General features: G+C 32.4%; 25 protein-coding genes. 17 read left to right on the forward strand and 8 right to left on the reverse strand.

Annotated elements, in window-relative coordinates; translation table 11 throughout:
- On the reverse strand, positions 1–524 hold a 524-nt coding region (locus NE054_RS02405), incomplete at its 3' end, for an AAA family ATPase (protein ID WP_297887997.1).
- A gap of 103 nt (positions 525–627) precedes the next feature.
- On the opposite strand from NE054_RS02405, the gene NE054_RS02410 reads away from it, so the two are divergent.
- A complete protein-coding gene (locus tag NE054_RS02410; RefSeq protein WP_297888000.1) occupies positions 628–1,800 on the forward strand; it encodes a class I SAM-dependent rRNA methyltransferase in 1,173 nt (390 codons plus the stop codon).
- On the opposite strand, the gene NE054_RS02415 is transcribed toward NE054_RS02410, so the two are convergent.
- The 4 genes from NE054_RS02415 to NE054_RS02430 form a co-directional block, all read right to left on the reverse strand.
- Positions 1,797–2,753, reverse strand: a complete 957-nt coding sequence (locus tag NE054_RS02415; RefSeq protein ID WP_297888003.1) for a hypothetical protein — start codon at positions 2,751–2,753, stop codon at positions 1,797–1,799. The two genes, NE054_RS02410 and NE054_RS02415, sit on opposite strands and share 4 nt — an antisense overlap.
- 185 nt (positions 2,754–2,938) lie before the next feature.
- A complete protein-coding gene (locus NE054_RS02420; RefSeq protein ID WP_297888007.1) occupies positions 2,939–3,268 on the reverse strand; it encodes a cupin domain-containing protein in 330 nt (109 codons plus the stop codon).
- A 10-nt stretch (positions 3,269–3,278) separates the two neighbouring features.
- Entirely contained in the window at positions 3,279–3,707 is a 429-nt protein-coding gene (locus NE054_RS02425; RefSeq protein WP_297888009.1) for an Rrf2 family transcriptional regulator, read from the reverse strand.
- Position 3,708: 1 nt separating this feature from the next.
- Positions 3,709–4,158, reverse strand: a complete 450-nt coding sequence (locus tag NE054_RS02430; protein ID WP_297888012.1) for a CopD family protein — start codon at positions 4,156–4,158, stop codon at positions 3,709–3,711.
- Positions 4,159–4,261: 103 nt separating this feature from the next.
- On the opposite strand from NE054_RS02430, the gene NE054_RS02435 reads away from it, so the two are divergent.
- From NE054_RS02435 to NE054_RS02475, 9 genes are all read left to right on the forward strand, one after another.
- Positions 4,262–4,909 carry a methylthioribulose 1-phosphate dehydratase gene (locus NE054_RS02435; RefSeq protein WP_297888015.1) on the forward strand — a complete coding sequence of 216 codons (648 nt, stop codon included), beginning with the start codon at positions 4,262–4,264 and terminating at the stop codon, positions 4,907–4,909.
- Positions 4,910–5,512 carry a Uma2 family endonuclease gene (locus tag NE054_RS02440; protein ID WP_297888017.1) on the forward strand — a complete coding sequence of 201 codons (603 nt, stop codon included), beginning with the start codon at positions 4,910–4,912 and terminating at the stop codon, positions 5,510–5,512. It begins immediately after the preceding gene.
- A gap of 9 nt (positions 5,513–5,521) precedes the next feature.
- The gene (locus NE054_RS02445) at positions 5,522–6,061 is read left to right on the forward strand and encodes a cupin domain-containing protein (protein WP_297888021.1); all 540 of its coding nucleotides are present in this window, start codon (positions 5,522–5,524) and stop codon (positions 6,059–6,061) included.
- Positions 6,062–6,580, forward strand: a complete 519-nt coding sequence (locus NE054_RS02450; RefSeq protein WP_297888024.1) for a DUF2628 domain-containing protein — start codon at positions 6,062–6,064, stop codon at positions 6,578–6,580. It abuts the gene before it with no gap.
- Positions 6,534–7,304, forward strand: coding sequence for an enoyl-ACP reductase (locus NE054_RS02455; protein ID WP_297888027.1), 771 nt, complete (start codon positions 6,534–6,536; stop codon positions 7,302–7,304). Before NE054_RS02450 ends, NE054_RS02455 begins: the two co-directional genes overlap by 47 nt.
- Before the next feature lie 10 nt (positions 7,305–7,314).
- On the forward strand, positions 7,315–7,518 hold the full coding sequence (gene thiS / locus NE054_RS02460) for a sulfur carrier protein ThiS (protein WP_297888029.1): 204 nt from the start codon (positions 7,315–7,317) through the stop codon (positions 7,516–7,518).
- Position 7,519: 1 nt separating this feature from the next.
- Positions 7,520–8,749 (forward strand): histidine--tRNA ligase, encoded by a 1,230-nt coding sequence (gene hisS, locus NE054_RS02465; protein ID WP_297888031.1) that lies wholly within the window; start codon positions 7,520–7,522, stop codon positions 8,747–8,749.
- Between the two features lie 5 nt (positions 8,750–8,754).
- The gene (gene tgt, locus NE054_RS02470; RefSeq protein WP_297888033.1) at positions 8,755–9,903 is read left to right on the forward strand and encodes a tRNA guanosine(34) transglycosylase Tgt; all 1,149 of its coding nucleotides are present in this window, start codon (positions 8,755–8,757) and stop codon (positions 9,901–9,903) included.
- A gap of 66 nt (positions 9,904–9,969) precedes the next feature.
- Positions 9,970–10,194 (forward strand): ferredoxin, encoded by a 225-nt coding sequence (locus tag NE054_RS02475; protein ID WP_297888034.1) that lies wholly within the window; start codon positions 9,970–9,972, stop codon positions 10,192–10,194.
- Positions 10,195–10,236: 42 nt separating this feature from the next.
- Here NE054_RS02475 and NE054_RS02480 read toward each other — a convergent pair whose 3' ends face one another.
- From NE054_RS02480 to NE054_RS02490, 3 genes are all read right to left on the reverse strand, one after another.
- Complete coding sequence (locus NE054_RS02480; protein ID WP_297888035.1) at positions 10,237–10,830, reverse strand: DUF3365 domain-containing protein; 594 nt, start codon at positions 10,828–10,830, stop codon at positions 10,237–10,239.
- Positions 10,831–10,900: 70 nt separating this feature from the next.
- Complete coding sequence (locus NE054_RS02485; protein ID WP_297888037.1) at positions 10,901–12,124, reverse strand: TolC family protein; 1,224 nt, start codon at positions 12,122–12,124, stop codon at positions 10,901–10,903.
- Complete coding sequence (locus tag NE054_RS02490; protein WP_297888038.1) at positions 12,121–13,224, reverse strand: efflux RND transporter periplasmic adaptor subunit; 1,104 nt, start codon at positions 13,222–13,224, stop codon at positions 12,121–12,123. The genes NE054_RS02485 and NE054_RS02490 overlap by 4 nt, the downstream gene beginning before the upstream one ends.
- 72 nt (positions 13,225–13,296) lie before the next feature.
- Here NE054_RS02490 and NE054_RS02495 point away from each other — a divergent pair, with 72 nt between their 5' ends.
- The 7 genes from NE054_RS02495 to NE054_RS02525 form a co-directional block, all read left to right on the forward strand.
- Entirely contained in the window at positions 13,297–16,329 is a 3,033-nt protein-coding gene (locus NE054_RS02495) for an efflux RND transporter permease subunit (RefSeq protein WP_297888041.1), read from the forward strand.
- Positions 16,330–16,335: 6 nt separating this feature from the next.
- Positions 16,336–16,662 (forward strand): nucleotidyltransferase domain-containing protein, encoded by a 327-nt coding sequence (locus NE054_RS02500; RefSeq protein WP_297888043.1) that lies wholly within the window; start codon positions 16,336–16,338, stop codon positions 16,660–16,662.
- A gap of 92 nt (positions 16,663–16,754) precedes the next feature.
- Complete coding sequence (locus tag NE054_RS02505) at positions 16,755–17,918, forward strand: iron-containing alcohol dehydrogenase (protein ID WP_297888046.1); 1,164 nt, start codon at positions 16,755–16,757, stop codon at positions 17,916–17,918.
- Entirely contained in the window at positions 17,915–18,490 is a 576-nt protein-coding gene (locus tag NE054_RS02510; RefSeq protein WP_297888048.1) for a TetR/AcrR family transcriptional regulator, read from the forward strand. The genes NE054_RS02505 and NE054_RS02510 overlap by 4 nt, the downstream gene beginning before the upstream one ends.
- Positions 18,487–19,749 (forward strand): TolC family protein, encoded by a 1,263-nt coding sequence (locus NE054_RS02515; RefSeq protein ID WP_297888051.1) that lies wholly within the window; start codon positions 18,487–18,489, stop codon positions 19,747–19,749. The genes NE054_RS02510 and NE054_RS02515 overlap by 4 nt, the downstream gene beginning before the upstream one ends.
- Positions 19,746–20,882 (forward strand): HlyD family secretion protein, encoded by a 1,137-nt coding sequence (locus NE054_RS02520; RefSeq protein WP_297888053.1) that lies wholly within the window; start codon positions 19,746–19,748, stop codon positions 20,880–20,882. Before NE054_RS02515 ends, NE054_RS02520 begins: the two co-directional genes overlap by 4 nt.
- A 10-nt stretch (positions 20,883–20,892) precedes the next feature.
- Positions 20,893–21,825 (forward strand): DHA2 family efflux MFS transporter permease subunit (locus NE054_RS02525; RefSeq protein WP_297888054.1); only part of this gene is annotated, 933 nt, incomplete at its 3' end.

The raw sequence follows: 21,825 nt of genomic DNA on the forward strand, positions 1-21,825 counted from the left end.
ATTTCAAAGAATTTTTTGAGTACTTCTCTGTTGTTTTTTGCTTTTTGTGTATCTTCTATTACATCCAGTATTGGTTTATCGTACTCATCTATCAACACCACTACTTTTTGGTTGTGTTTTTCATATAGTTTTTTGATTAGTTCTTGGAATTTTGATGGTAGTGTTTTTTTGGTTAATTTTACTTGATAGAAGTTTGCAATGTCTTCAATGGTTGAAGAGATGTCTTCTTTTAAAAGAGATTTGTCTTCTGTTTCCATTCCGGAAAAATCTATCCTTACAACCGGATATTTTTTATCCCAATTCCAGTTGTCGTACAAATACAAACCTTTAAACAGTTCTTTATTCCCACTGAATGCTTCTTTGAGTGTATCTAGAAATAAAGATTTTCCAAACCTTCTTGGTCTGCTTAAAAAGTAGTAGCCTCCGGATTCTAACTTTTTAACAAAAGGTGTTTTATCAACATAATAACAATCATCTTCAACTATCTTACTAAATGTTTGTATTCCTATTGGTAGTTTTCTCATTATTATCACCGCAAATTGTAAACATCTATACAATAGAATTCTATCACACATTCTAAGATTGTAAAATGGATTATAATAGATTGAAGATTAACAGGAGCTGTAAATGAAAAGTATAATCGTTAACACAGCCGGCTTAGATAAAATAAAGCTTAAAAATTCTTGGATTTATAATAAAGAGATAAAATCTGATTTTAAAGATATAAAAGATGGTCAGTTAGTTAGAGTTCTTACTCCCGATAAAAAGTTTGTTGGAATAGGTTTTTTAAATCCTAAAAGTAAAATAACTTTAAGAATTTTAACTTTTAAAGATGAACCTATAAACAAAGAATTTTTTATCGGTAAAATAAAAAATGCCTTTGAAAAGAGAAAACCTTTATTTGAAATAACAGATGCATACAGAGTTATTCACGCGGAAGCCGATGGATTATCCGGATTGATGGTAGATTATTACAATGGATATTTATCAATTCAGATAAATTCAGCTGCTATTGAAAGTTTTAGAGATTACATAATCCAAGGACTTATAGAAGTTTTAAATCCAAAAGGAATTTACGAAAAATCAGATGAAAAAGCCAGAGAAAAAGAAGGATTACAACCATCAGAAGGATTAGTTTACGGAAATATTCCGGATAAAATTGAAATCACTGAACACCAAGCAAAATTCGTAATAAATCTAAAAGAAAGTCAAAAAACCGGATTTTACTTAGACCAAAGGAAAAATAGAAAAATAGTTTCAGACTATACACAAGAAAACTTTAAAGTTTTAGACCTTTTTTCAAATTCCGGTGGATTTGGTATACACTGCGGTTTAAAAGGGGCATCTTTTGTAAAATTTGTAGATGTATCACCAAATGCTGTTAATTACATTGAAGAAAATGTAAAAATCAATAAAATAAAAGAGTACCAGATTGTAAGAGAAGATGTATTTGACTTTTTAAAAAAAGAGATAAAGTCACAGCAAAAATACGACCTTATAATTTTAGACCCTCCACCTTTTGCAAAAACAAAAAACGAAAAAGAAGGAGCTTTGAGAGGATTTAAATATCTAATCTTAAACAGCTTAAAACTTTTAGAAGAAGGTGGATATTTGGCAGTTTTTAGCTGTTCACACCACATTACCTTGCAAGACTTAATAGATACAACATTGCAAGCGTGTAAGGATACTTTTTCAGTTGTGGAGCTTAGAGAGTTTTTAATGCAGGATGTAGACCATCCATACGTCTTAAACATTCCAAATAGTTTTTATTTAAAAGGCTTTTTAATTGAAAAACTTTAGTAGAAAACAAATTTTAAAATCTTATAAAATGACAGTATTAAGAAGCAAACATAAAATACAAACATTAAACTTACAGACACAAGAAACAGTCCAAGAAAATCTAAAAAAACAACGAACAGTAAAAATGGAGGGAAAAAGTATAAAAATGTTAAAGCAAATTTCTCGTTAACTAATTCATGGATAGAAGGAACATTTTTTCCAAGTTTTACTTTTTCCTGATAAAACCAATTCCATATTATTCTTGGTACTAAATGAAGTATTGCACCTGATAATATTAAAAATCCAAAGCCATATACCATAAAATCTATGTGTAATAAAATTAAATCAAATCTGTTTAGCAAAATAATAGATAAGATAGTAAGTATCCCAAATAAAAAAAATATCCATCCAGATAAAAAATATTTAACAACGACCGGTAAAAAAATAACTTTTTTATCCTTAAAAACAGAATCGTAAATTATATACAAATAAAACAAAACAACTAAAAATAAAACCAATCCGGAAAAAAATACAAGATTATAATCTCTAACAAAAAAAGCAACAAAAAAAATAAATATTGCAACTTGATAAATATAATAAAACTTATTTGCCAAATTTAAATTCAATACTTGCATAGTTAACATTGGAATCCATGTAAATAGGACACCTATTATTAAATTAGTCATAACACCTACTGTAAATATATGAATTGAAAATTGATAAGTAGCAATATTCCAAAATAGATAAGCATTCAAAAAAAGAATAGATAGAATCATATAAAAAATCCCAGTTATTATAAATCGAATTGTTAAAGGTTTAATAATTTTTATAACATGAAAAATATGAAGAAAAAAAGCAAATATTGAGGTAAATTTTAAGGTAGAAAAAATTAACAAGTCATTATTAATGAAAAAAGATATATCAGCTAATAAAGAAATCAAAAAAACGATATAGCTGAATGTTGGAAAATTCAACTTCTGAGATTGAGAGTTTGGAACAATTTGATAAAGTCCTCCAAGAATAACATTAAAAATAAATCCATAAACTAAAATTAATCCTAAAAATTGGATGTTGTTATTTACTTTGTAAACTAAAGAGAAAATTAAATCAATATAACCTAATACAAAAAATATAGGAGTTATCTTTGAAATGTAAAACATTATATTTTTACCTTTTGAATAGGAGAAGGTGTTATCACAGTTTGAACAACCATATCTTCAATAGCCTCAAATCCATGAGGTTCATTAGGTAAATAAATCAAACTATCTCCAGTTTCCAATACTTCTACACTTTCTCTATCCTCTATAAAAAAATTCCCTTTTCCTTTTAGAACGGTTGTAATGACAGTTGAAGAGGATGTGTGCAAATCTATAACAGAGCCGGATTTTAAATAAAATAGAACAATTCTCAATCTCTCATCTTCATAAATTTTTTCAATATGTGGCTTTAAAGAAAATTTTGTTTCATCAATTCTTACTATTCCTGCCATTTTTAACCTCTCAAAGTTTAATATTTTTAACTTTTCCAACTTTAATATCGTTAACTATATCTTGTAATGATTGGCTAAAAAGCTCTTTTAGGTGTTCTCTTTCAGGAACCCATCTTTGATGAATCGCACATGGATTATCATCAGAGCACTCTTCAAATCCTAATATACACTTTCTAAATAAAGAATCACCATCTATTGATTTTATTATGTCAAGTATTCTTATCTCGTTTAAAGGTTTTTTAAAAGTTATACCACCTTTTGGACCCCGATACGAGTCTAAAATACCTTCTTTAACAAGTTTTTGAATATTTTTTGCCAAAAAGAAAAAAGGTAAATTTAATTTCACTGCTATCTCTTTTACGGAGATATACTCTTTATCCTGATTTAAAGCAAGGTAAATTAAAGCTCTTATACAATCTTTTACAGATTCCGAAAGCATTTTATCCTCCAAATCTCAGCTTTGCCGCCAAGTATACTATTAAAATACCTACTATCAGATTTACAACACCTATTATTCTTGTAAAAACTCTAAATTTCTCGTTTAGATGAGAACGAGGTCCAAAGTATAAATCATGAACCAACGCTAAAATAAATGACAGCAAAAACAAGTGAATTTTATCGTGTAAAGTTGATGCGTATAAAGAAGTTCTATTAAATAAGTCGTAAAACGTTATTCCAAAATTATGCATATTACCAATTCCTGTAATAAACAAAATAGGTAATCCTATAAAAGTACCGATTATTGAAAATCTTTTACCAACTCTTTGAAAAACTTCAACACTGTTGGGAAGAGCCCTTACATAAGGTGATAAAACAAACACCATAAAAAGCATTCCACCTATCCATAAGGTTGCTGTTAGTATGTGAACTGTTAAAATTATCTCTTTCATCTTTTTACCTCAATTTAAGATAATTTTATCTTAAATTTTCTCCTTTTGCAATACCTTCAGTATGGTAAAATGTATATTTAATTCATACATCTGAGGTATTTTAATGCCAGAAAGACTTTATCAAGAGGAAAAACAAAAAGCTGTAAACGTTTTAAATGATTTGAAAATAAAGCTTTATAACAAAGGCTGGTTTCCGGCTACAAGTGGGAATCTTTCCTATAAACTTCACGATGAACCTCTCATATTTGCTGTAACCACTTCCGGAAAAGATAAAGGAACTGTAAGCCATGAAGATGTTATGTTTGTAGATAAAGATGGTAAACCAATAGAAAAAACAAGGATGAAACCGTCAGCTGAAACGATGATACACTCGTACATATATCAAAAAACCAACGCCGGATGTGTAATCCACATTCATACTCCTGCAAATAATTTTATATCTTACGTTTATGGAGAAGACAAAAAAGTTAAGATAAAAGACTTAGAGATGATAAAAGCCCTTGATATATGGCAAGAAAATGCACAGATAGAAGTTCCCATCGTAGAAAACTATTTTGATTTAAATAAGTTAGCCCAAGAAACAGCTAAAGTTATTAATCCGGATGTTCCAGCTGTTTTGATAAAAACCCATGGAATATACTGCTGGGGAAAAAATGAGTTTGAAGCCAAAAGACACGTAGAAGCGTTTGAGTTTATCTTTGAACTTATGAAAAATATAATTATATTTAAATCATCAAAAAACATCTGGTAGGTGGTAAGGTTGACAGTTTTAACTTCAAAAAATGTGAAAATTCCAAAAGAACTGGTATATGAGAGGATAAAAGGTAAACCTGTTTACTACAAAGATTATGAGAAAGTTTTAAAAGGAGAAAAAAGTCTGGAGGAAGTGGTGGGAAGTAGTGACTTACAATCATGGATTATAATGAGTATAATAGAGTTTTTACTGATAAACCTTGATAAAACAAAGTATAAAATACTTTCAAATGAACTTGGTTTCAAAGCAAAAGATAAATCCGTTTACGGACTTGATATTGGGATATTTGAAAGGGAAAAAATAAAGGAGTTAAAAGGTAAGTATATTGAAACACATCCTGAAGTTGTAATAGAAGTTGATATAAAGGCGGATTTAAAAGGTTTTGAAGATAACACCGATTACATATACCAAAAGATAAATGGATTGTTGTCAAGTGGAATTGGAAAGGTTATCTGGATTTTTACAAAAAGTAAAAAAGTTTGGATAGCTACAAAAGATAAAAAATGGGAAATATCCGGATGGAACGAGGATATAGAAATCTTAGACAATGTAAATATAAACATTGAAAAATTACTAAAAGAAGAAAAAATAAAGTTTTAGGAGGATAACATGGCAAAGTTGGTGTTTAGAAAAAGTGGTAAAATTATGGAAAATCCGGAAGAAATTAAAAATTTCTTATCAAAATACGGTGTTGTTTACGATAGATGGGGAATAGACAGACTGGAAGAAGATGTCAGAAAAAATTACGAGATAGACGAAGAAAATCAAAAAACAATCATAGAAGCTTACAGAAAAGAACTTGAAGAACTAAAACAAAAAATGGGCTATATCACCGAAGATATAGTTGTTTTATCGGATAAAACTCCAAACTTAGATGCTCTCATGGAAAAATTCAAAAGAGAACACCATCATATAGATGACGAAGTTAGATTTGTAGTTGATGGAAGTGGTATATTTCCGGTAAAAATAGAAGATGACATAGTAGACATACATGTAGAAGCAGGAGAGCTTATAGTCGTACCTGCTGGAGCAAGACATTGGTTTGAACTTGATGAGAAGAGAAAAATAAAATGTATAAGAGTGTTTAAAACTCCAGCAGGATGGGAAGCAATATACAACGAAAATGAAAAAGCAACGATGGGAAGTTAAATGACGATAGAAGAAAGAGAAGAGTTAAGACTTTTTGTAGGTAAAAATGCAGATTACTATATAGCCAAGTGGGAAGAGTTAGGAGATAGCGGTAAAGTAAGCTGGAACTGGGCAGCTTTTATGTTTGGTTTACTTTGGTTTGCTTACAGAAAGATGTACCCTCATGCTTTTGGTTTTATGATGTTTAGCTTATTGCTTCAGTATATACAAGTTGTTATGAAAACTCATCCGGTTGTGATAGGAATATCAAACATACTAATATCGGTAGCTATAGGAATGTTTGGAAATTACCTTTACTATCAGTATGCAAAGAAAAAAATAAAAGAGATAAAAGAAAATGTACAGGATGAAAAACTAAGAACGGTGGAAATTGTAAGAAATGGTGGAACAAGTTTATCAACTGCAATCGCGATAGGTTTGATGTATTTAATTGCTTCATCAATTATAGATTACGGTTTACAGGAGGATAAAGGTGAAAATTTTAGAAAACAAGAAGGCATTAATCCTTGGAGTAGCTAACGACAAAAGTATTGCTTACGGTATTGCTAAGGTTTTTTATGAAAATGGAGCTACCTTAGGATTTAACTACTTAGACGAAAGGATAGAAAAAAGAGTAAGACCAATTGCACAAGAGTTTAACTCTGATTTGGTTGTAAAGTGTGATGTTTCAAAAGATGATGACATAGCAAACCTTGTAAACACGGTAAAGGGAAGATGGGGAAGTGTGGATATAATCGTTCATTCAATTGCGTATGCAAACAAAGAGTATTTAAAAGATTTTTACTACAAAGTAGATAGACAGTCTTTTCTACAGGCTATGGATATCAGTGTTTATTCGTTTACAGCGATTGCAAGGGAGTTTTTTCCTATTATAAACGAAGGAGGAAGTTTACTTACACTTTCCTACTACGGAGCAGAAAAGGTAGTTTACAACTACAACGTGATGGGTGTTGCAAAAGCAGCGTTAGAAGCTTCTGTAAAATATCTTGCAAGAGACCTTGGAGTCTTAAAAAATATAAGAGTTAACTGTATATCGGCAGGACCTATAAAAACCTTGGCAGCGATGGGCATATCTGACTTTTCAGATATACAGAAAGTATCCATAGAAAGGTCACCTTTAAAAAAAGCTGTCAGTATTGAAGAAGTAGGAAACGCTGCCCTTTTCTTATGTTCTGACCTTGCATCCGGAATAACCGGAGAAATATTGTACGTAGATGCAGGATACAACATCATAGGTATGTGAGGTTTTAAATATGAAATTGATAGTAAATGGTGTAGAAAAAGAGTTCAACAAGGACAATTTAACAATTAAAGAGCTTATAGATTTACTTGAAATAAAATCTCCTGCCATTGCTGTAGCTGTTGGATTTGATGTTATTCCAAAAGACCAATACGAAACTTACCAGTTAAAAGAAGGTGATAAAGTTGAAATAGTCCATTTTGTAGGTGGAGGTTGATTTGAGTAAAATTCAGAAAATAAGAGGTTTTCAGGACATATACGGAGAAAACGCCAAAAAGTACAGACACGTAGTTGATACGTTCAGAGAAATATTTGAACTTTACAATTTCAAAGAAATTATACTTCCATACGTAGAAGATATATCGTTGTTTAAAAGGTCAGTTGGAGAAGCGACGGATATAGTTCAAAAAGAGATGTATGTATTTGTAGATAAAGGTGGAAGAGAAGTTGCTCTTCGTCCGGAAGGGACCGCAAGCTGTGTAAGAGCTTACATAGAAGAAAAGATGTACGCCGAAGGAGGCTACCACAAACTTTTTTATGAAGGAGCGATGTTTAGGTACGAAAGACCTCAAGCCGGAAGATACAGACAGTTTCATCAAATAGGAGCAGAAATTTTTGGAGTTTCATCAGTTTTAGCTGATGCAGAATTAATAAGTATGGTTGATAAAGCTCTAAAAACTTTAAATATAAACTTTAAACTTGAAATAAATTCCTTAGGAGATTTTCAATCAAGAAAAATTTACACAGAAAAATTAATCAAGTATCTAAAAAGCTATGAAAATCATTTATGTGAAACATGTCAAAAAAGGATAGATTTAAATCCTTTAAGAGTGTTAGACTGTAAAGTGGAAAGTTGTAAAGAGATAACAAAAGATGCACCTAAAATAACAGAATTTTTGTCAGAACAATCAGAAAAAAGATATCTACAACTTAAAGAGTACTTAAAAGCTTTAAATGTAGAATTTGTGGAAAACCCAAGGTTGGTAAGAGGTTTAGATTACTACACAGATACGGTTTTTGAGTTTACAACAGATGAGATAGGAGCACAAGGAACAGTTGCAGCAGGAGGAAGGTACGATAACCTTGTGGAGCAGTTGGGAGGTCCTCCAACACCTGCCCTTGGTTTTGCAGCCGGAATAGAAAGACTTATTTTGTTAGTTAAAGACCTACCAAAAGAAAAACCTTTAGTGGCCGTAGTACCCCTCACATCAGATTACAACATTCAAGCTTTGAATTTATCCAACAGTTTAAGAAACAACAACATCAAATCTGAAACGATGTTAAAAGAAGGAAGTTTAAAATCTATGTTAAAAACAGCAGACAAACTAAAATCAGACTATGTTATATTCGTTTCTGACAAATACGAACTTAAAGAGATGTCTTCCGGACAGCAAGAGATTTTTTACAATCCGGATGATTTGATAGATGCAATAAAAGGAAAAATCTAAGATAGATGTTTAGATTCCACCTTTTAAAAAAAGATGGTAATGCAAGACTTGGAAAGATATACACACCTCATGGAGAAATAGAAACACCTATATTTATGCCTGTTGGTACACAAGGAACCGTAAAAGCACTCACAATGAAACATCTTGAAGAGATAAACGCTCAAATCATACTTGGAAATACCTATCATCTTTATCTACGCCCAGGATTAGAAGTTCTAAAAAAGTTTGGAGGACTTCACAACTTTTCATCTTGGAAAAAGCCAATTCTCACAGATAGCGGAGGATTTCAAGTTTTCTCTTTAGCAGCCGGAAAAGAGAAAGAAGGAAAACAAAAAGCTCAGGTAGTAATCACAGAAGAAGGAGTTAAATTCAAATCACATTTAGATGGTTCATGGCACTTTTTCACCCCAGAGTTTGTTGTAGAAATTCAAGAAATCATAGGAAGTGACATAATGATGCCTTTAGACGAATGTCCTCCATATCCATGTAGCCATCAGTACGCAAAAGAAAGTCTTGACAGAACTATCCGGTGGTTAAAAAGGTCAAAAGAAGCAAAGAAAAATCCAAACCAAGCACTCTTTGGCATAATTCAAGGCTCCGTTTACGAAGACCTAAGAAAAGAAAGCACATTAAAAACAGTAGAGCTTGATATGGACGGATACTCTATAGGTGGTTTATCCGTTGGAGAACCAAAGGAATTTATGTACTCAATGACGGAAGTTGTAACATCTCTACTTCCGGAAAACAAACCAAGGTACCTTATGGGAGTAGGAACACCGGAAGACTTGATTGAAGCTGTAGACAAAGGTGTTGATATGTTTGACTGTGTAATGCCTACAAGAAATGGTAGAAATGGAACACTTTTCACTCACTTTGGAAAAATAAATATAAAATCTGCAAGATACAAATTGGACGATTCACCTGTTGACCCATTTTGTGATTGTTATACCTGTAAAAACTTCTCAAAAGGCTATTTAAGACACCTTTACAACGCAGAAGAGATAACCGCATACATCCTTGGCACTATACACAACTTAAGATTTTACTTAAAACTTATGGAAGACATAAGAGATGCAATAAAAAATAATAATTTTCAGATATTTAAGAAAGAATTTTTAAACAGGTACCATTCAAACTTTCAAACATTGTTATAATTGAAAAAAGGCATAGATTAGGTTATACTATTTAAGCTTATTAAATTTTAATTTAGGAGGTTTGTTATGAAGGTAAAAGTATCTGTTGACAAAGACCTATGCACAGCATGCGCTCTTTGCTACGATGAGGTTCCAGAAGTTTACGAAGATAGTGGCGATGGTATAGCTCAAGTAAAAGCTGAAGTTGGTGGAGAAGGTGCTATCATAGAGGGTGAGCTTGCTCAAAGAGTTCTTGAAGTTACAGAAGAGTGCCCTTCTGGTGCGTTGGTTACAGAAGTAATAGAAGAGTAATTTTGTTTTATATAAAAAAGGGGGTTATAACCCCCTTTTAAGTTATATTTTATCAGCCGGAATTGTAACTCTCACAACTCCTCTAAAATCTCCTTCTCTATATCCTACAGCTTTATCGTTAGGGTAAATTGCTTTTATCTTTTGGACCAAGTTTTTATCCATTAAATTTGGGTCTCCATGACAAGTGAGACATACACCTTCCACTTTGAGAGGTTTGTAATATCTGTAAACGACCTTTCCATTTTCATTTAAAGCTTGAATGTAGTAAGATGGCATCTTACCTTGTTTCATGTTTTCTTCAAAGTACTTTAAGGCTTCTGCTTCGTATTTGTCAGGGGTATTTGCAGGATTTCTGTATTTGAAGGTTGTTCTTTTAATTGAGTATCCAGTTTCTTTTTCTATTTGTGAAGTTAAAGCCATTGCTTTTTGGGAGCAAACTTCCACCGCTTCATCTGGACCACCTTTTTGCATAGCGTTCATGAGTTCACCTTTTAGAGTTTTTAGCAATTTCATAGATGACTCTTCTCCTACTTTTGCTATCTTTTGCTCCTTGTCCTTGGGAACTTCAACCTTTTGAACTTCTGCACAACCAACAACCATAGCAACAACTGAGAAAAATGTTAATTTTTTTAGCACGAAAATCACCTCCTTAAGTTTTGCTGTTATTCTATCAGAAAGAGATTTTCATAAAAATGATGAATTTCATTCATTTACCGATTAAATTAAGTAGGTCAAAAACTCTTAGATTGTATTGATAGAGAGTTGTTAGATAAGATAGTTGAGTGTTTAGGTAGTTTGATTGAGATTCTAACACTTCCAAGGTATTAGCTATATTGGCTTTGAATCTTTCAGTAGATAATCTCATAGACTCTTTTGCAACTTTTAAGTTTTCTTCTTCTGCTTTTAGCTGATTTTCAAGAGCCTGAAGGTCTATTTTTGCCTTTTTTATTTCCGTTTCTACTTGTTTTATTTTATCTTGAAGCTGTATCTCATACTTTGATTTGTCTGTCTTTGCTTGTAAAACTCTACTATCTTTTGCCATTCCGTCAAAGATATTCCAGTTTAAAGAAAGTCCTAAGTTATAGCCTTTTCTCCATACTTCAGAGGTTGAAGGGAATTTAACTTGGTTGTTGGTTTGATAGTTTACAAATAAGGATAAGTTAGGATAGTTAGCTGACTTTTGGTACTCCACTTGTTTTTCAGCTGTTTGTATTTGGGATATTAAAACTTTTATTTCTGTGTTGTTTTTAATATCTTGGTTTTCTTTTGGAATATCTAACTTTTCTAAACTACCTTCAGGTGGTGTAATATCCTCTAACATTAAAAATCTTTTTAGGTCTTCTATGGATTTTTCATAGTTTGCTTTTGCAAGCTGGTAGTCTGATATTGCAGTTTGAAGCTGAGATGAAGCTCTCATGTAGTCATACTTTGCAAGTAAACCTGCTTTGTATTTTCCTTCAACGTATTTAAAGTTTTCTTCCCAGTATTTAAGGTTTTCCTGTTTTATATCCATAACTTGTTTGTAGTATAAACTGGCTAAAAATAGTCTTCTTGCTGTATCTTTTACTTTTTGGATTACATCTTGCTTTACTACTTTTTGAAGCTCTAAGTTCTGTTTTGAAAGTTGTAAAAGATTAAGAACTTGGTAATCAAATATCTTTTGAGTTAAACCTATTTTTGCTGAGTATTGATTTTTAGGTGTAAAGCCAAAGATGTAGTTAGGGTCCCATCTTGTATAGGTTCCTGTTAAGTTTACTTGAGGATAGATATTACTGTATGCTTCTTTTATTTGGTACTCTACTTTTTCTATATCTTTTTCAGATAACTTTATGTTAGTAGCGTTCTTTTCAGCGATAGAGAGGACTTCATCGTATGTAATTGCAAAGGAGCTTGAAAAGGATATTAAGAATGTAAGTAGTATTTTTTTCATTTTGCTACCTCTGGTTGTTGTATTACTTTAACTGGCATTCCGTGTTTTACGTTCATAAGATTAGACACTATAACTTTATCATCTTGTTTTAAATCCCCAGATACGTAAACATATCCATATTCTTGCTTTAAAACGTTAACTAATACTTTTTCAGCTTTTGAGTCTACAACTTTATAAACAAAATTGTCATTACCTGCAAGTTGTACTGCGTCTTCTGGAAGTTTATAACCTTCCACTTTATCAACTAATATTTTTGCCTTTCCATACATATTTTCTCTAAGTAAACCATCTTTGTTGTCAAGTAAGACTTTTACAACGATTAAGTTGTTTTCATTTAAAGAAGACGAAATGTAATCTATCTTGCCTTTTACTGCTCCTATACCATCTACATCTATTTCAACTTCTTTACCTAAAGATAGATTTTTTACATACTGTTGAGGAAGTTCAAAGACTGCCCATATAGGATTTAGTTTTAAGATGTAAAACATCTCTTTTTGGCTATCAACGTAATCTCCTATGCTAACGTATCTTTTATCTAAGTAGCCGTCAAAGGGAGCTCTTATAACTGTTTCATTCTTTTGTCTTTTATACTCTTTTAAGGTTGCTTTGGCAGAGTTTAACTGATTTAGAGCCACTTCCATATCTGTTTTAGCGTTGTCTAAATCTTCTTTTGCAATAAGTTCTTTTTCGTAAAGTTGTTTTCTTCGCTCGTATATTGCTTTTTTGTTTAAGTAGTTTGATTCAAGTTGATTTATAACTGCCAACTGAGATTCTACTTGATACTGCTCTTTTTCTGGTTGAACTAAAGCCAACGGCTGTCCAGCTTTAACAAAACTTCCTTCTTCAACAAAGATTTTTTCTACTCTGCCGCTTACTTGAGGTTTTAAAGTTGCCGATGTTTTTGCCTGTAAAACAGCGTTAGCTGTGTAATACATAGGTATCTGTTGTTTTTCCGGGGTGATTACTTTTACAACTGGAGCTGGTTTTTTAGGTTTTTCATTTACTTGACTTTTTGATTTTTGCTCTATAGATTTAAGTACGAATAAGGACAAAACCGCTATAGCTACTACAGCTACAACCGTTAATATTTTTGATTTCATCTTTTCCTCTCTTGACTGATTTATTAGTCACATTATATAATGAAGGTACAATTAAAGTCAAGGAGAAAGAAAGTGTACAGTTTCTTTATCAGAAGACCGATTACCACTTGGATGTTTATGCTTTCTTTTGTAATAGCCGGTTTTTACGCTCTTAAATACATTCCGATAGACAGAAATCCAGATGTAGATTTTCCGGTTGTTTCTATCAGTACAACCTATGCCGGTGCAAACCCTTACGTTATAGATACAAACATTACAAGAAAGATAGAGGATGAGCTTGCAACGATTAGTGGAATAGAAGCTATAAACTCTTCAAGTTATACAGGAGTATCAAGAATAACGGTTATATTTGATTTAGACAAAGATATAGATATTGCAGCTCAAGAAGTAAGGGATGCGGTAAACAGAGCTCAAAGACAGTTTCCTCCTAACACCGACCCTCCTGTGGTTAGAAAGGTTGATACGTCATTGGCTCCTGTGATGGTTATCCTTCTTCATGGTTATGCAGACTATGGAACCATGAGTTATTTGGCAGATAAAGTTTTAAAAAGGGAGTTTGAAAGGGTTCAAGGTGTTGGTGAAGTAGATTTAGGAGGGTTTAGGGACTATGTGATGTGGGTCAGAGTAGACCCATTAAAGTTAGCCGGATTTAAACTAACTCCTATAGATGTTGTAAATGCACTACAGTCTAACAACGTAGAAATACCATCTGGAAGAATAGATAGCAAAGATAGAGAGTACGTTTTAAGAGTTTACGGAAAAGGTAAAAGTCCAGAAGATATAAATAATATAATCATAAAAAACAACGTTAGGATAAAAGATGTAGGAAGAGCAGAGTTTACCTTTGATGAAAAAAGGGGATTGGTTAGATTCAAAGCATTTGATTCAAAAGAGGCAGAACCTGCAATCGCACTTATTATTTACAAACAGTCCAAGGAAAACACTGTAGCTGTCTCCAAAAGAGTAATAGAAAAGATGAACCAGCTCAACAAACAACTTCCAGCAGGTCTTAGACTGGATATAAATTATGATGCATCAACCTTTATAGAAAGAAGTGTTAACGATGCACTTCATGAGATAGTTTTAGGTTCTATCCTTACAGCTTTTATGGTTTTCTTATTTTTAGGAAACATAAAAATGACTTTTATTCCTTCTATGGCTATTCCGGTTTCTATATTGGGAGCGGTAGCATTCTTATTTTTCTTCGGTCAGTCTTTAAATACTTTTACACTATTAGCGTTGGCTGTTGCTGTTGGACTTGTAATAGACGATGCTATAGTAGTTATGGAAAGTATATACAGAAGAAATGAAGAAGGGTTAAAAGGTATAGAAGCAGCAGAAAAAGGAACAAAAACAGTTATATTTGCTTTACTTGCATCAACAGCTTCATTGATTGCTATATTTGTGCCGGTTTTGTTTGTCAAAAGTGTGATAGGTAAGTTTTTCTTTGGTTTTTCTCTTGCTTTAATAATTGCGATAGCAATATCATACATAGTTTCTTTAAGTTTTACTCCTATGCTTTCCGCTAGGTTAGTAGAGGTAAAGGAAAAAAATATTTTTCAAAGGGCTTACGATAAGTTTGAAAACTGGTTTGATAAAGCATTAAGATGGTCTTTGAATCACAAAGTCATTGTTCTTTCAATCTCTATTGCAACAGTTTTGATAGGTTTTAAATTGGCATCAATAACTCCAAAAGAGTTTACACCTATCGTTGATGAAGGAAGATTTTTGATAAGGTTTGAAACGCCTACAGGCTCCTCTTTTGACTTTGTTGATAAAAAAGCAAAGGAGATGGAAAAAATAATTTCTAAAAATCCTTACATTTTAAGGTATGGAGTTGCATTTGGCGAGAACGTAGCCGGAAGACCAACTGTTAACGGTGGAATATTCTTTATTACATTGAAAGACAGAAGTACTGGCAGACCACACCAAAAAGTGATAATGGACCAACTAAGGAAAGAGTTATCAAAAGTACCGGATGTAAGAGCTATAATAGACATTCCTTCTGCTGTAGGTCCAAGAGCCGGAAGGTCAGCAGATGTAATGTACATAATAAAAGGTCCTGATTTGGGAGAGTTATCTAACATATCCTCTAAACTTGAAAGTCAATTAAGACAAACACCCGGATACACAGACATAGATACAGATTTAAGAATAAACCAGCCAGAGGTAAGAGTAGAGATAGATAAAGACAAAGCCTTAAACCTTGGAGTTTCTACGGAAGATATAGCTAACACTCTAAACTTTTTGTTTGGAAAGTACAAGATAGGAACGTACGAAAAAGGTTCCGAAAGTTATAACTTTTACGTTAAAGCTGATGAAAATTTCTTAACAAGTTTTGATAACCTATCCAAAGTATATGTCAGAGCAAAAGATGGCTCTCTTATTCCTTTAACATCTTTAATCAGTTATCAGTTGGCACCCGGATACAACGTTATAAACAGGTACAACAGACAGTATGCCGTTACTCTTTATGCAAACGTTACCGGTGGAAAATCCGTTGGGGATGCTGTTGTAGAAGTTGAAAATATGATAAAGCAGGTTTTACCATCAGGATACACTTACGAAATAGGAGGTCAAACAAAAGAGTTTAAAAGAACTTTTGGATTTCTAGGTTTGGCTTTGTTGGTTGCATTAATTGCAGTTTATATGATTTTAGCATCTTTATTTGAGAGTTTAGTCCACCCATTTACAGTTTTACTAACATTACCTTTTGCCATATCCGGAGTATTCGCCCTTATACTATTTACAGGTCAAACATTAAACGTAACTTCTTACTTTGGAATCATTCTACTAATTGGTCTTGTAACAAGAGATAGTGTTTTATTCATAGAAAGAATAATTCAGCTGAAAAAAGATGGATTTGATACATTAAACGCCATTTTACAAGCAAGGAAAGAAAGACTAAGACCAATTCTCATGACCACTTTTACCATATTCGCATCTTTGATTCCAGTCGCTCTTGGTCTTACAGAAGGTTCAGAGATGAGACAACCCCTTGCAATAGCCGTTATAGGTGGTTTATTAACAGCTTTACCACTTAGCCTTTTTGTAATACCAATAATGTACATATTGATAGATAAAATAAAAATAATAAGGAGGTGAATAATTTTGAAAAAACATTACCTTAATAGAAAAGAAATAAAAACTCTATCTGAGTTAAAAAGTTTTGTAAAAAGCCTTGACCCTATGGCTAAATTTATGATATTTGGTTCAAAGGTTAGAGGAGATTACGATGAAGAAAGTGACGTTGATATCCTTATAATACTCAATAAAAATATAGACCAAGAGATGATTTTAAAGAAAGTTTTTAATCTCAATATGAAAAACGAGACAGAAGTGAATCCAATAATAATAAATAGAAAAAAATGGACTAAAAAATTTTGGGATACTATACCACTTTTAAAAGTTGTTCAAAAAGAAGGAGTAGAATTTTGAGCGACAAAATTGATATGTCAACCAATGGATAATGAAGGCAGAATTGTTTTTAAAAACAATGAAAAATCTAATTTATCAGGAGGTAAACAGCGATGAATGACTTTGAGCTCTACAATCCAACAAAAATAGTATTTGGAAAAGAAAAAGAAAAGTTAATAGGTGAAATTCTTAGAGAAGATGGGATAAGAAAGGTTCTTTTTGTTTACGGACAGTCTTCTATTAAAAAGACAGGTCTTTACGACAGAGTGATAAACAGCCTTAAAGAAAACCAAATAGAGTTTGTAGAGCATGGAGGAGTAAAGCCAAATCCGGTTTTATCTCATACCAGAGAAGGAATAGAAAAAGCAAAAAAAGAAAAGGTTGATGCAATATTATCCGTTGGTGGTGGTTCCGTTTTAGACGAAGGTAAAGCTATAGCTGTAGGAGCAAAAACAGAAAAAGATGTATGGGAGTTTTTCAAAGGTGAACCTATTACAGATGCACTGCCAAATTACACAATCTTAACGTTGGCTGCAACCGGAAGTGAAATGAACGGTTATGCTGTTATAACAAACGAAGAAACTCAGGAAAAATTATCCATATCTTCACATTTAATCTATCCAAGAGTTTCAATTTTGAATCCGGAACTTACATTTACAGTTTCTCCTCAATACCAAGCGTACGCAGCTGTAGATGCCATAGCCCATACGATAGAGTGGTACTTTACATGTAGCGTCTGTCCTAACCTTCAAAATAGACTTGTAGAAAGTATAGTAAAAACTGTTATGGAAACAACTGAAAAGATAATCAAAAATCCAACCGATTACGATGCAAGGGCACAGTTTATGTGGGCTGCAACACTTGCATTAAACGGAATAACCAGAACCGGATACGCAGGAGGAGTGTATGTAAACCATATGATAGCTCACTCTCTTGGTGCACTGTACGATCTTCCACATGGAGCTTGTTTGTCTATCGTTATTCCAGCTTGGATGTGGTGGTACAAAGATAAAAACAAACCACAGTTTGAACGATTTGCAAAAGAAGTTTTTGGATTGTCTTCTTCAGAGGAAGGAATAAAAGCACTTAAAAAATGGTTTAAAAAGATAGGAGCTCCTGTTTCACTTCAAGATGGTAATATACCTTCATCTGACATTGATAAGATTGCAAACCATGTTTACAACACAACAGCAAAACTGTGGGGATTAGATAAAATTTACACTGTTGATAAGATAAAAGAAATACTATACCTAGCATTAAGGAGTAATATAGAGTGAAGATAGAAACAAAGAAAAAACTTTTACAGTCAGCTAAAGAACTTTTTGCAAAAAAAGGATACTACGAAACAAAAGTATCGGATATAGTAGAAAGAGCTAATGTTGCCCAAGGAACGTTTTACATATACTTTAAAAGTAAAGAAGAAATATTCTTAGAACTTATAAAAACACTCCATCAAGAACTTTTACAAAAGTTAGAAGTCTATTTAAACGTAGAGACAGATTATCAAACGACGATTAAAAGTTTAGTAAAAGAATTTTTAACTGAAGTCTATAACAACAAAGAGATTGCGGAAATATTTTTTTCTCAGCTATTTGGTTTAAACCAAGAGTTTAAACAACTTTACATAAAGAAGATATCAGATATTCAACAACTTCTTTTTGAAGTACTAAAAAAGTACTTTCCGGAAGAAAAAAGCCGGATTTTATCAACCATTATCTTAGGTTTTATAAGACAGATATTTTTTAACTGTTTAATAAACAAAAATTTCAATTTAGACCAGATGGTATCAAAAGCGGAGGAAGGAATTGATATAATATTCCAAGGAGTAAATAGGGAGGTAATTACTTGAAAAAACTTATTTTTTCAATATTTTTAGTCTATTCAGCCAACGCCTTAACCTTAGAAGAAGCTGTTGATAAAGCATTGAAAAACAACAAAGAACTATCATCTTACAGGCAACAGGTGGAAACTGCCAAACTACAACTTCAAGCTGATAAAAACCTTTACTATCCTACCTTTTACACTCAAATAGCAGAAAAATTCTATAACAAAACACCAATGACAGTTATTCCAAACTTTCCAATTTCATTTAAACAATCAAACAAAAACTACCTGTCATTTAACGTAGGATTCAATCAACCCATCTACACAGGTGGTTTTACACAGGCAAAGATAGACATATCCAACTACAACCTAAAAGCCAATGAAAATCTTTACAAAGAGAAAGAGAATCAGGTAAAAGCTGATGTTATAAAAGCTTATATAGACGTATTTATAACCGCTTCGTTAATAGAAGTGTACAGCAAAGAACTTAAAGCGGTAGAGTCAATATACCAACAGGCAGAAGGATTTTTTAAAGAAGGTTTGATAACCAAGGTTGATGTTTTACAATCAAAAGTAAGAATTGCAGAGGTAAAGAGAAACCTTCAAGAAGCCAAAGGTAACCACAAAATAGCTTTATCAAAACTATCGCAACTTGTAGGAGAAGAAGTGAAAGATGAGAGATTTGAACCAGTAAAGATAGAAATAAAAGAACTTCCGGATTTGGATACTCTTGTAGAGACAGCTTACAAAAATCGGAAAATCCTTGATTTTTACAAAGAAACCATAAAACAAGCAGAAAAAAGTGCCAAAATAGAACAATCCGCCTTTTTACCAAAAGTGTTTATCCAAGGAGATTACATTTACACAAACCAAAGCCCATACTTGGACCCAAAAGGAAATTTTATGTTAACGGTTGGAGCATCGGTAGAATTCCAAGGAATCATGCCGTACTATAAAGTACTTCAGGCAAAATCAAACGCTCAAAAGATAAAGTACGACCTACAAGACACAAAAGAAAAAATAAAACTTGAGATAAAAACAGCTTATGAAAACTACATAACAGCGAGAGAAAATTACAAAGTAGCTTTAGAAAGCCTTGATTACGCAAAAGAGTATTTTGAGATGGTAAAACAGCAGTATGAAAATCAACTTGCAACAAGTACTGACCTTTTAAACGCAGAAAGCTCATTAACAAGAGCTTTAGAGAGTAAAGAAATAAACTACTACAATCTTTTAAAATCATACATAGACATCAAAAAAGCGGTAGGAGAAGAATTACAATGAACTCGAAAGGTAAAAAAATAGGGCTGATAACAACAACCTTATTGTTAATTGTTTTTGTTGTGTACGCAATAAAATGGATAAACCATCGTACGAAGTACGCAATTACAGATGCTGTTTTTGTAGAGACAGATTACTTATCAAACGTAGGATTTAACAGAGTTAGTGGAAAAATTCTCCAACTTTACAAAAAGGAAGGAGATGAAGTAAAAGCAGATGAGGTTATAGCAAAGATAGATGACACAGATTATAAATTGCAGCTTGAAAGTCTGATAAATGAAATTCAATCTCTTGTATATCAAAAACAACAACTTGAAAATCAACTTCAAAGAGTATCAAAAGAGACAAACATAAATGAAAATGTATCAAAGTTGACAGTTGAAGAGCTAAATAGAAAACTACAGAGTCTTCAAGCCCAGAAAGAGCAGATAGAAGCCCAAATTAAATTAGCACAAAAAGATGAGGAAAGGTATAAAAATCTGTTAGAAAAAGGGCTGATAGCAAAAAGGAAGTATGAAGAAGTCGCTACAAACCTTGAAGTTTTAGAAAAACAAAAGTTAGCTATAGAAAAAAGTATAAGTGAGATAAAAGTATCCATAGAAAAAACAAAACAGTCTGTAGAGTACGCCAAAACACAAAAAGATATAACAAAAGAAATACAGGACCAGATAAACTCTTTAAACAGTCAGATAGAGAGTTTAAATAAAAAGAAAGAAGATTTAGAAAGACAGATTGAGTACACTCAGTTAAAAGCCCCTTTCAACGGTATAGTAGCTAAAAAGTACGTATCTATAGGAGATGTTGTAAAAGCAGGACAACCGATATACGCCATAGTAAAATCAGACAGTTTTTACATAAAAGTGTTGTTGGAAGAAAACAAGTTAGAAGGTATAAAAGTAGGAAACAAAGCGTACATAACCTTAGATGCTTATCCGGATGAGAAGTTTGAAGGAGTAGTAGAAAGTATAGATATAGCATCTGCTGCAAAGTTTGCGCTTGTTCCAAGAGATATATCAGCAGGAGAGTTTACAAAGTTAGCCCAAAGGATTCCTGTTAAGATTAAAATCACAAAAGGAAATCTCTCTCTTTTAAGAGTTGGTCTTGGTGGTGAAGTAGAGATAGAGAAAAGTAAATAATAAGAAAGCGATGGAAAACACAAAACCTATTTACGAAAGAATAACAAACTTAGAAAGAGGTCTTATTACTTTTATAGTTATGACAGGAGCCTTTATGGCTATTCTTGATACAACCATAGTTGATATTGTTGTTCCAAAGATGATGGGACCTTTACAAACTGACCTTTACGGTATCCAATGGGTTATAACAGCCTATATGATAGCATCAGCTGTAATGCTTATTTTGTCTGAGTGGCTTGATAAAGTGATAGGACTTAGAAAAGTCTTTATTGGAGGAATAGTTCTATTTACATTTTCTTCTTTCATGTGTGGTCAGGCTCAAAGTCTGGATTGGATGATAACAGCCAGAGTGATTCAAGGAGTAGGTGAAGCCCTAATAATGGCTACAGCTCAAACTATACTTTTTTCTGTGTATCCGGAAGAGAAAAAAGGTCTTGCTATGGGAATTTTTGGACTTGGAGTTAGCTTTGCTCCTGCTCTTGGACCTACATTGGGAGGTTACATTACCGAGTACCTAAATTGGAGATGGGTATTTTTTATAAACATTCCGGTAGGAATCCTAACAACTATATTAGCCATATTCTACCTTCCTGAAACAAGTCTCATAAGAGAAAAAGCAAGATTAAACTTTGTATCTTATTTCTTTTTATCTACTTTTACAATATCCTTACTGATACTTCTATCAAAAGGTCAACAACTTGGTTGGTTTATGTCAGATACGATAGTTTATCTCTTTATAGTATCCGTTATATCTTTACTTTTATACATCATTTCAGAACTTATATCCAAAGAACCGTTGATAGATTTTAGAATTTTTTTGATAAAAGAGTACTTTGTAGGATTTTCTGTTTTTTTCCTACTTCTTGGTTTTTCAATGTATCAGGTTTTTTACCTTTTACCTCTTTATTACGAAAATTTAAAAGGTTTATCTACATTTGACGCG

The sequence above is a fragment of the Sulfurihydrogenibium sp. genome (assembly GCF_027448985.1).
Lineage (GTDB): Bacteria > Aquificota > Aquificia > Aquificales > Hydrogenothermaceae > Sulfurihydrogenibium.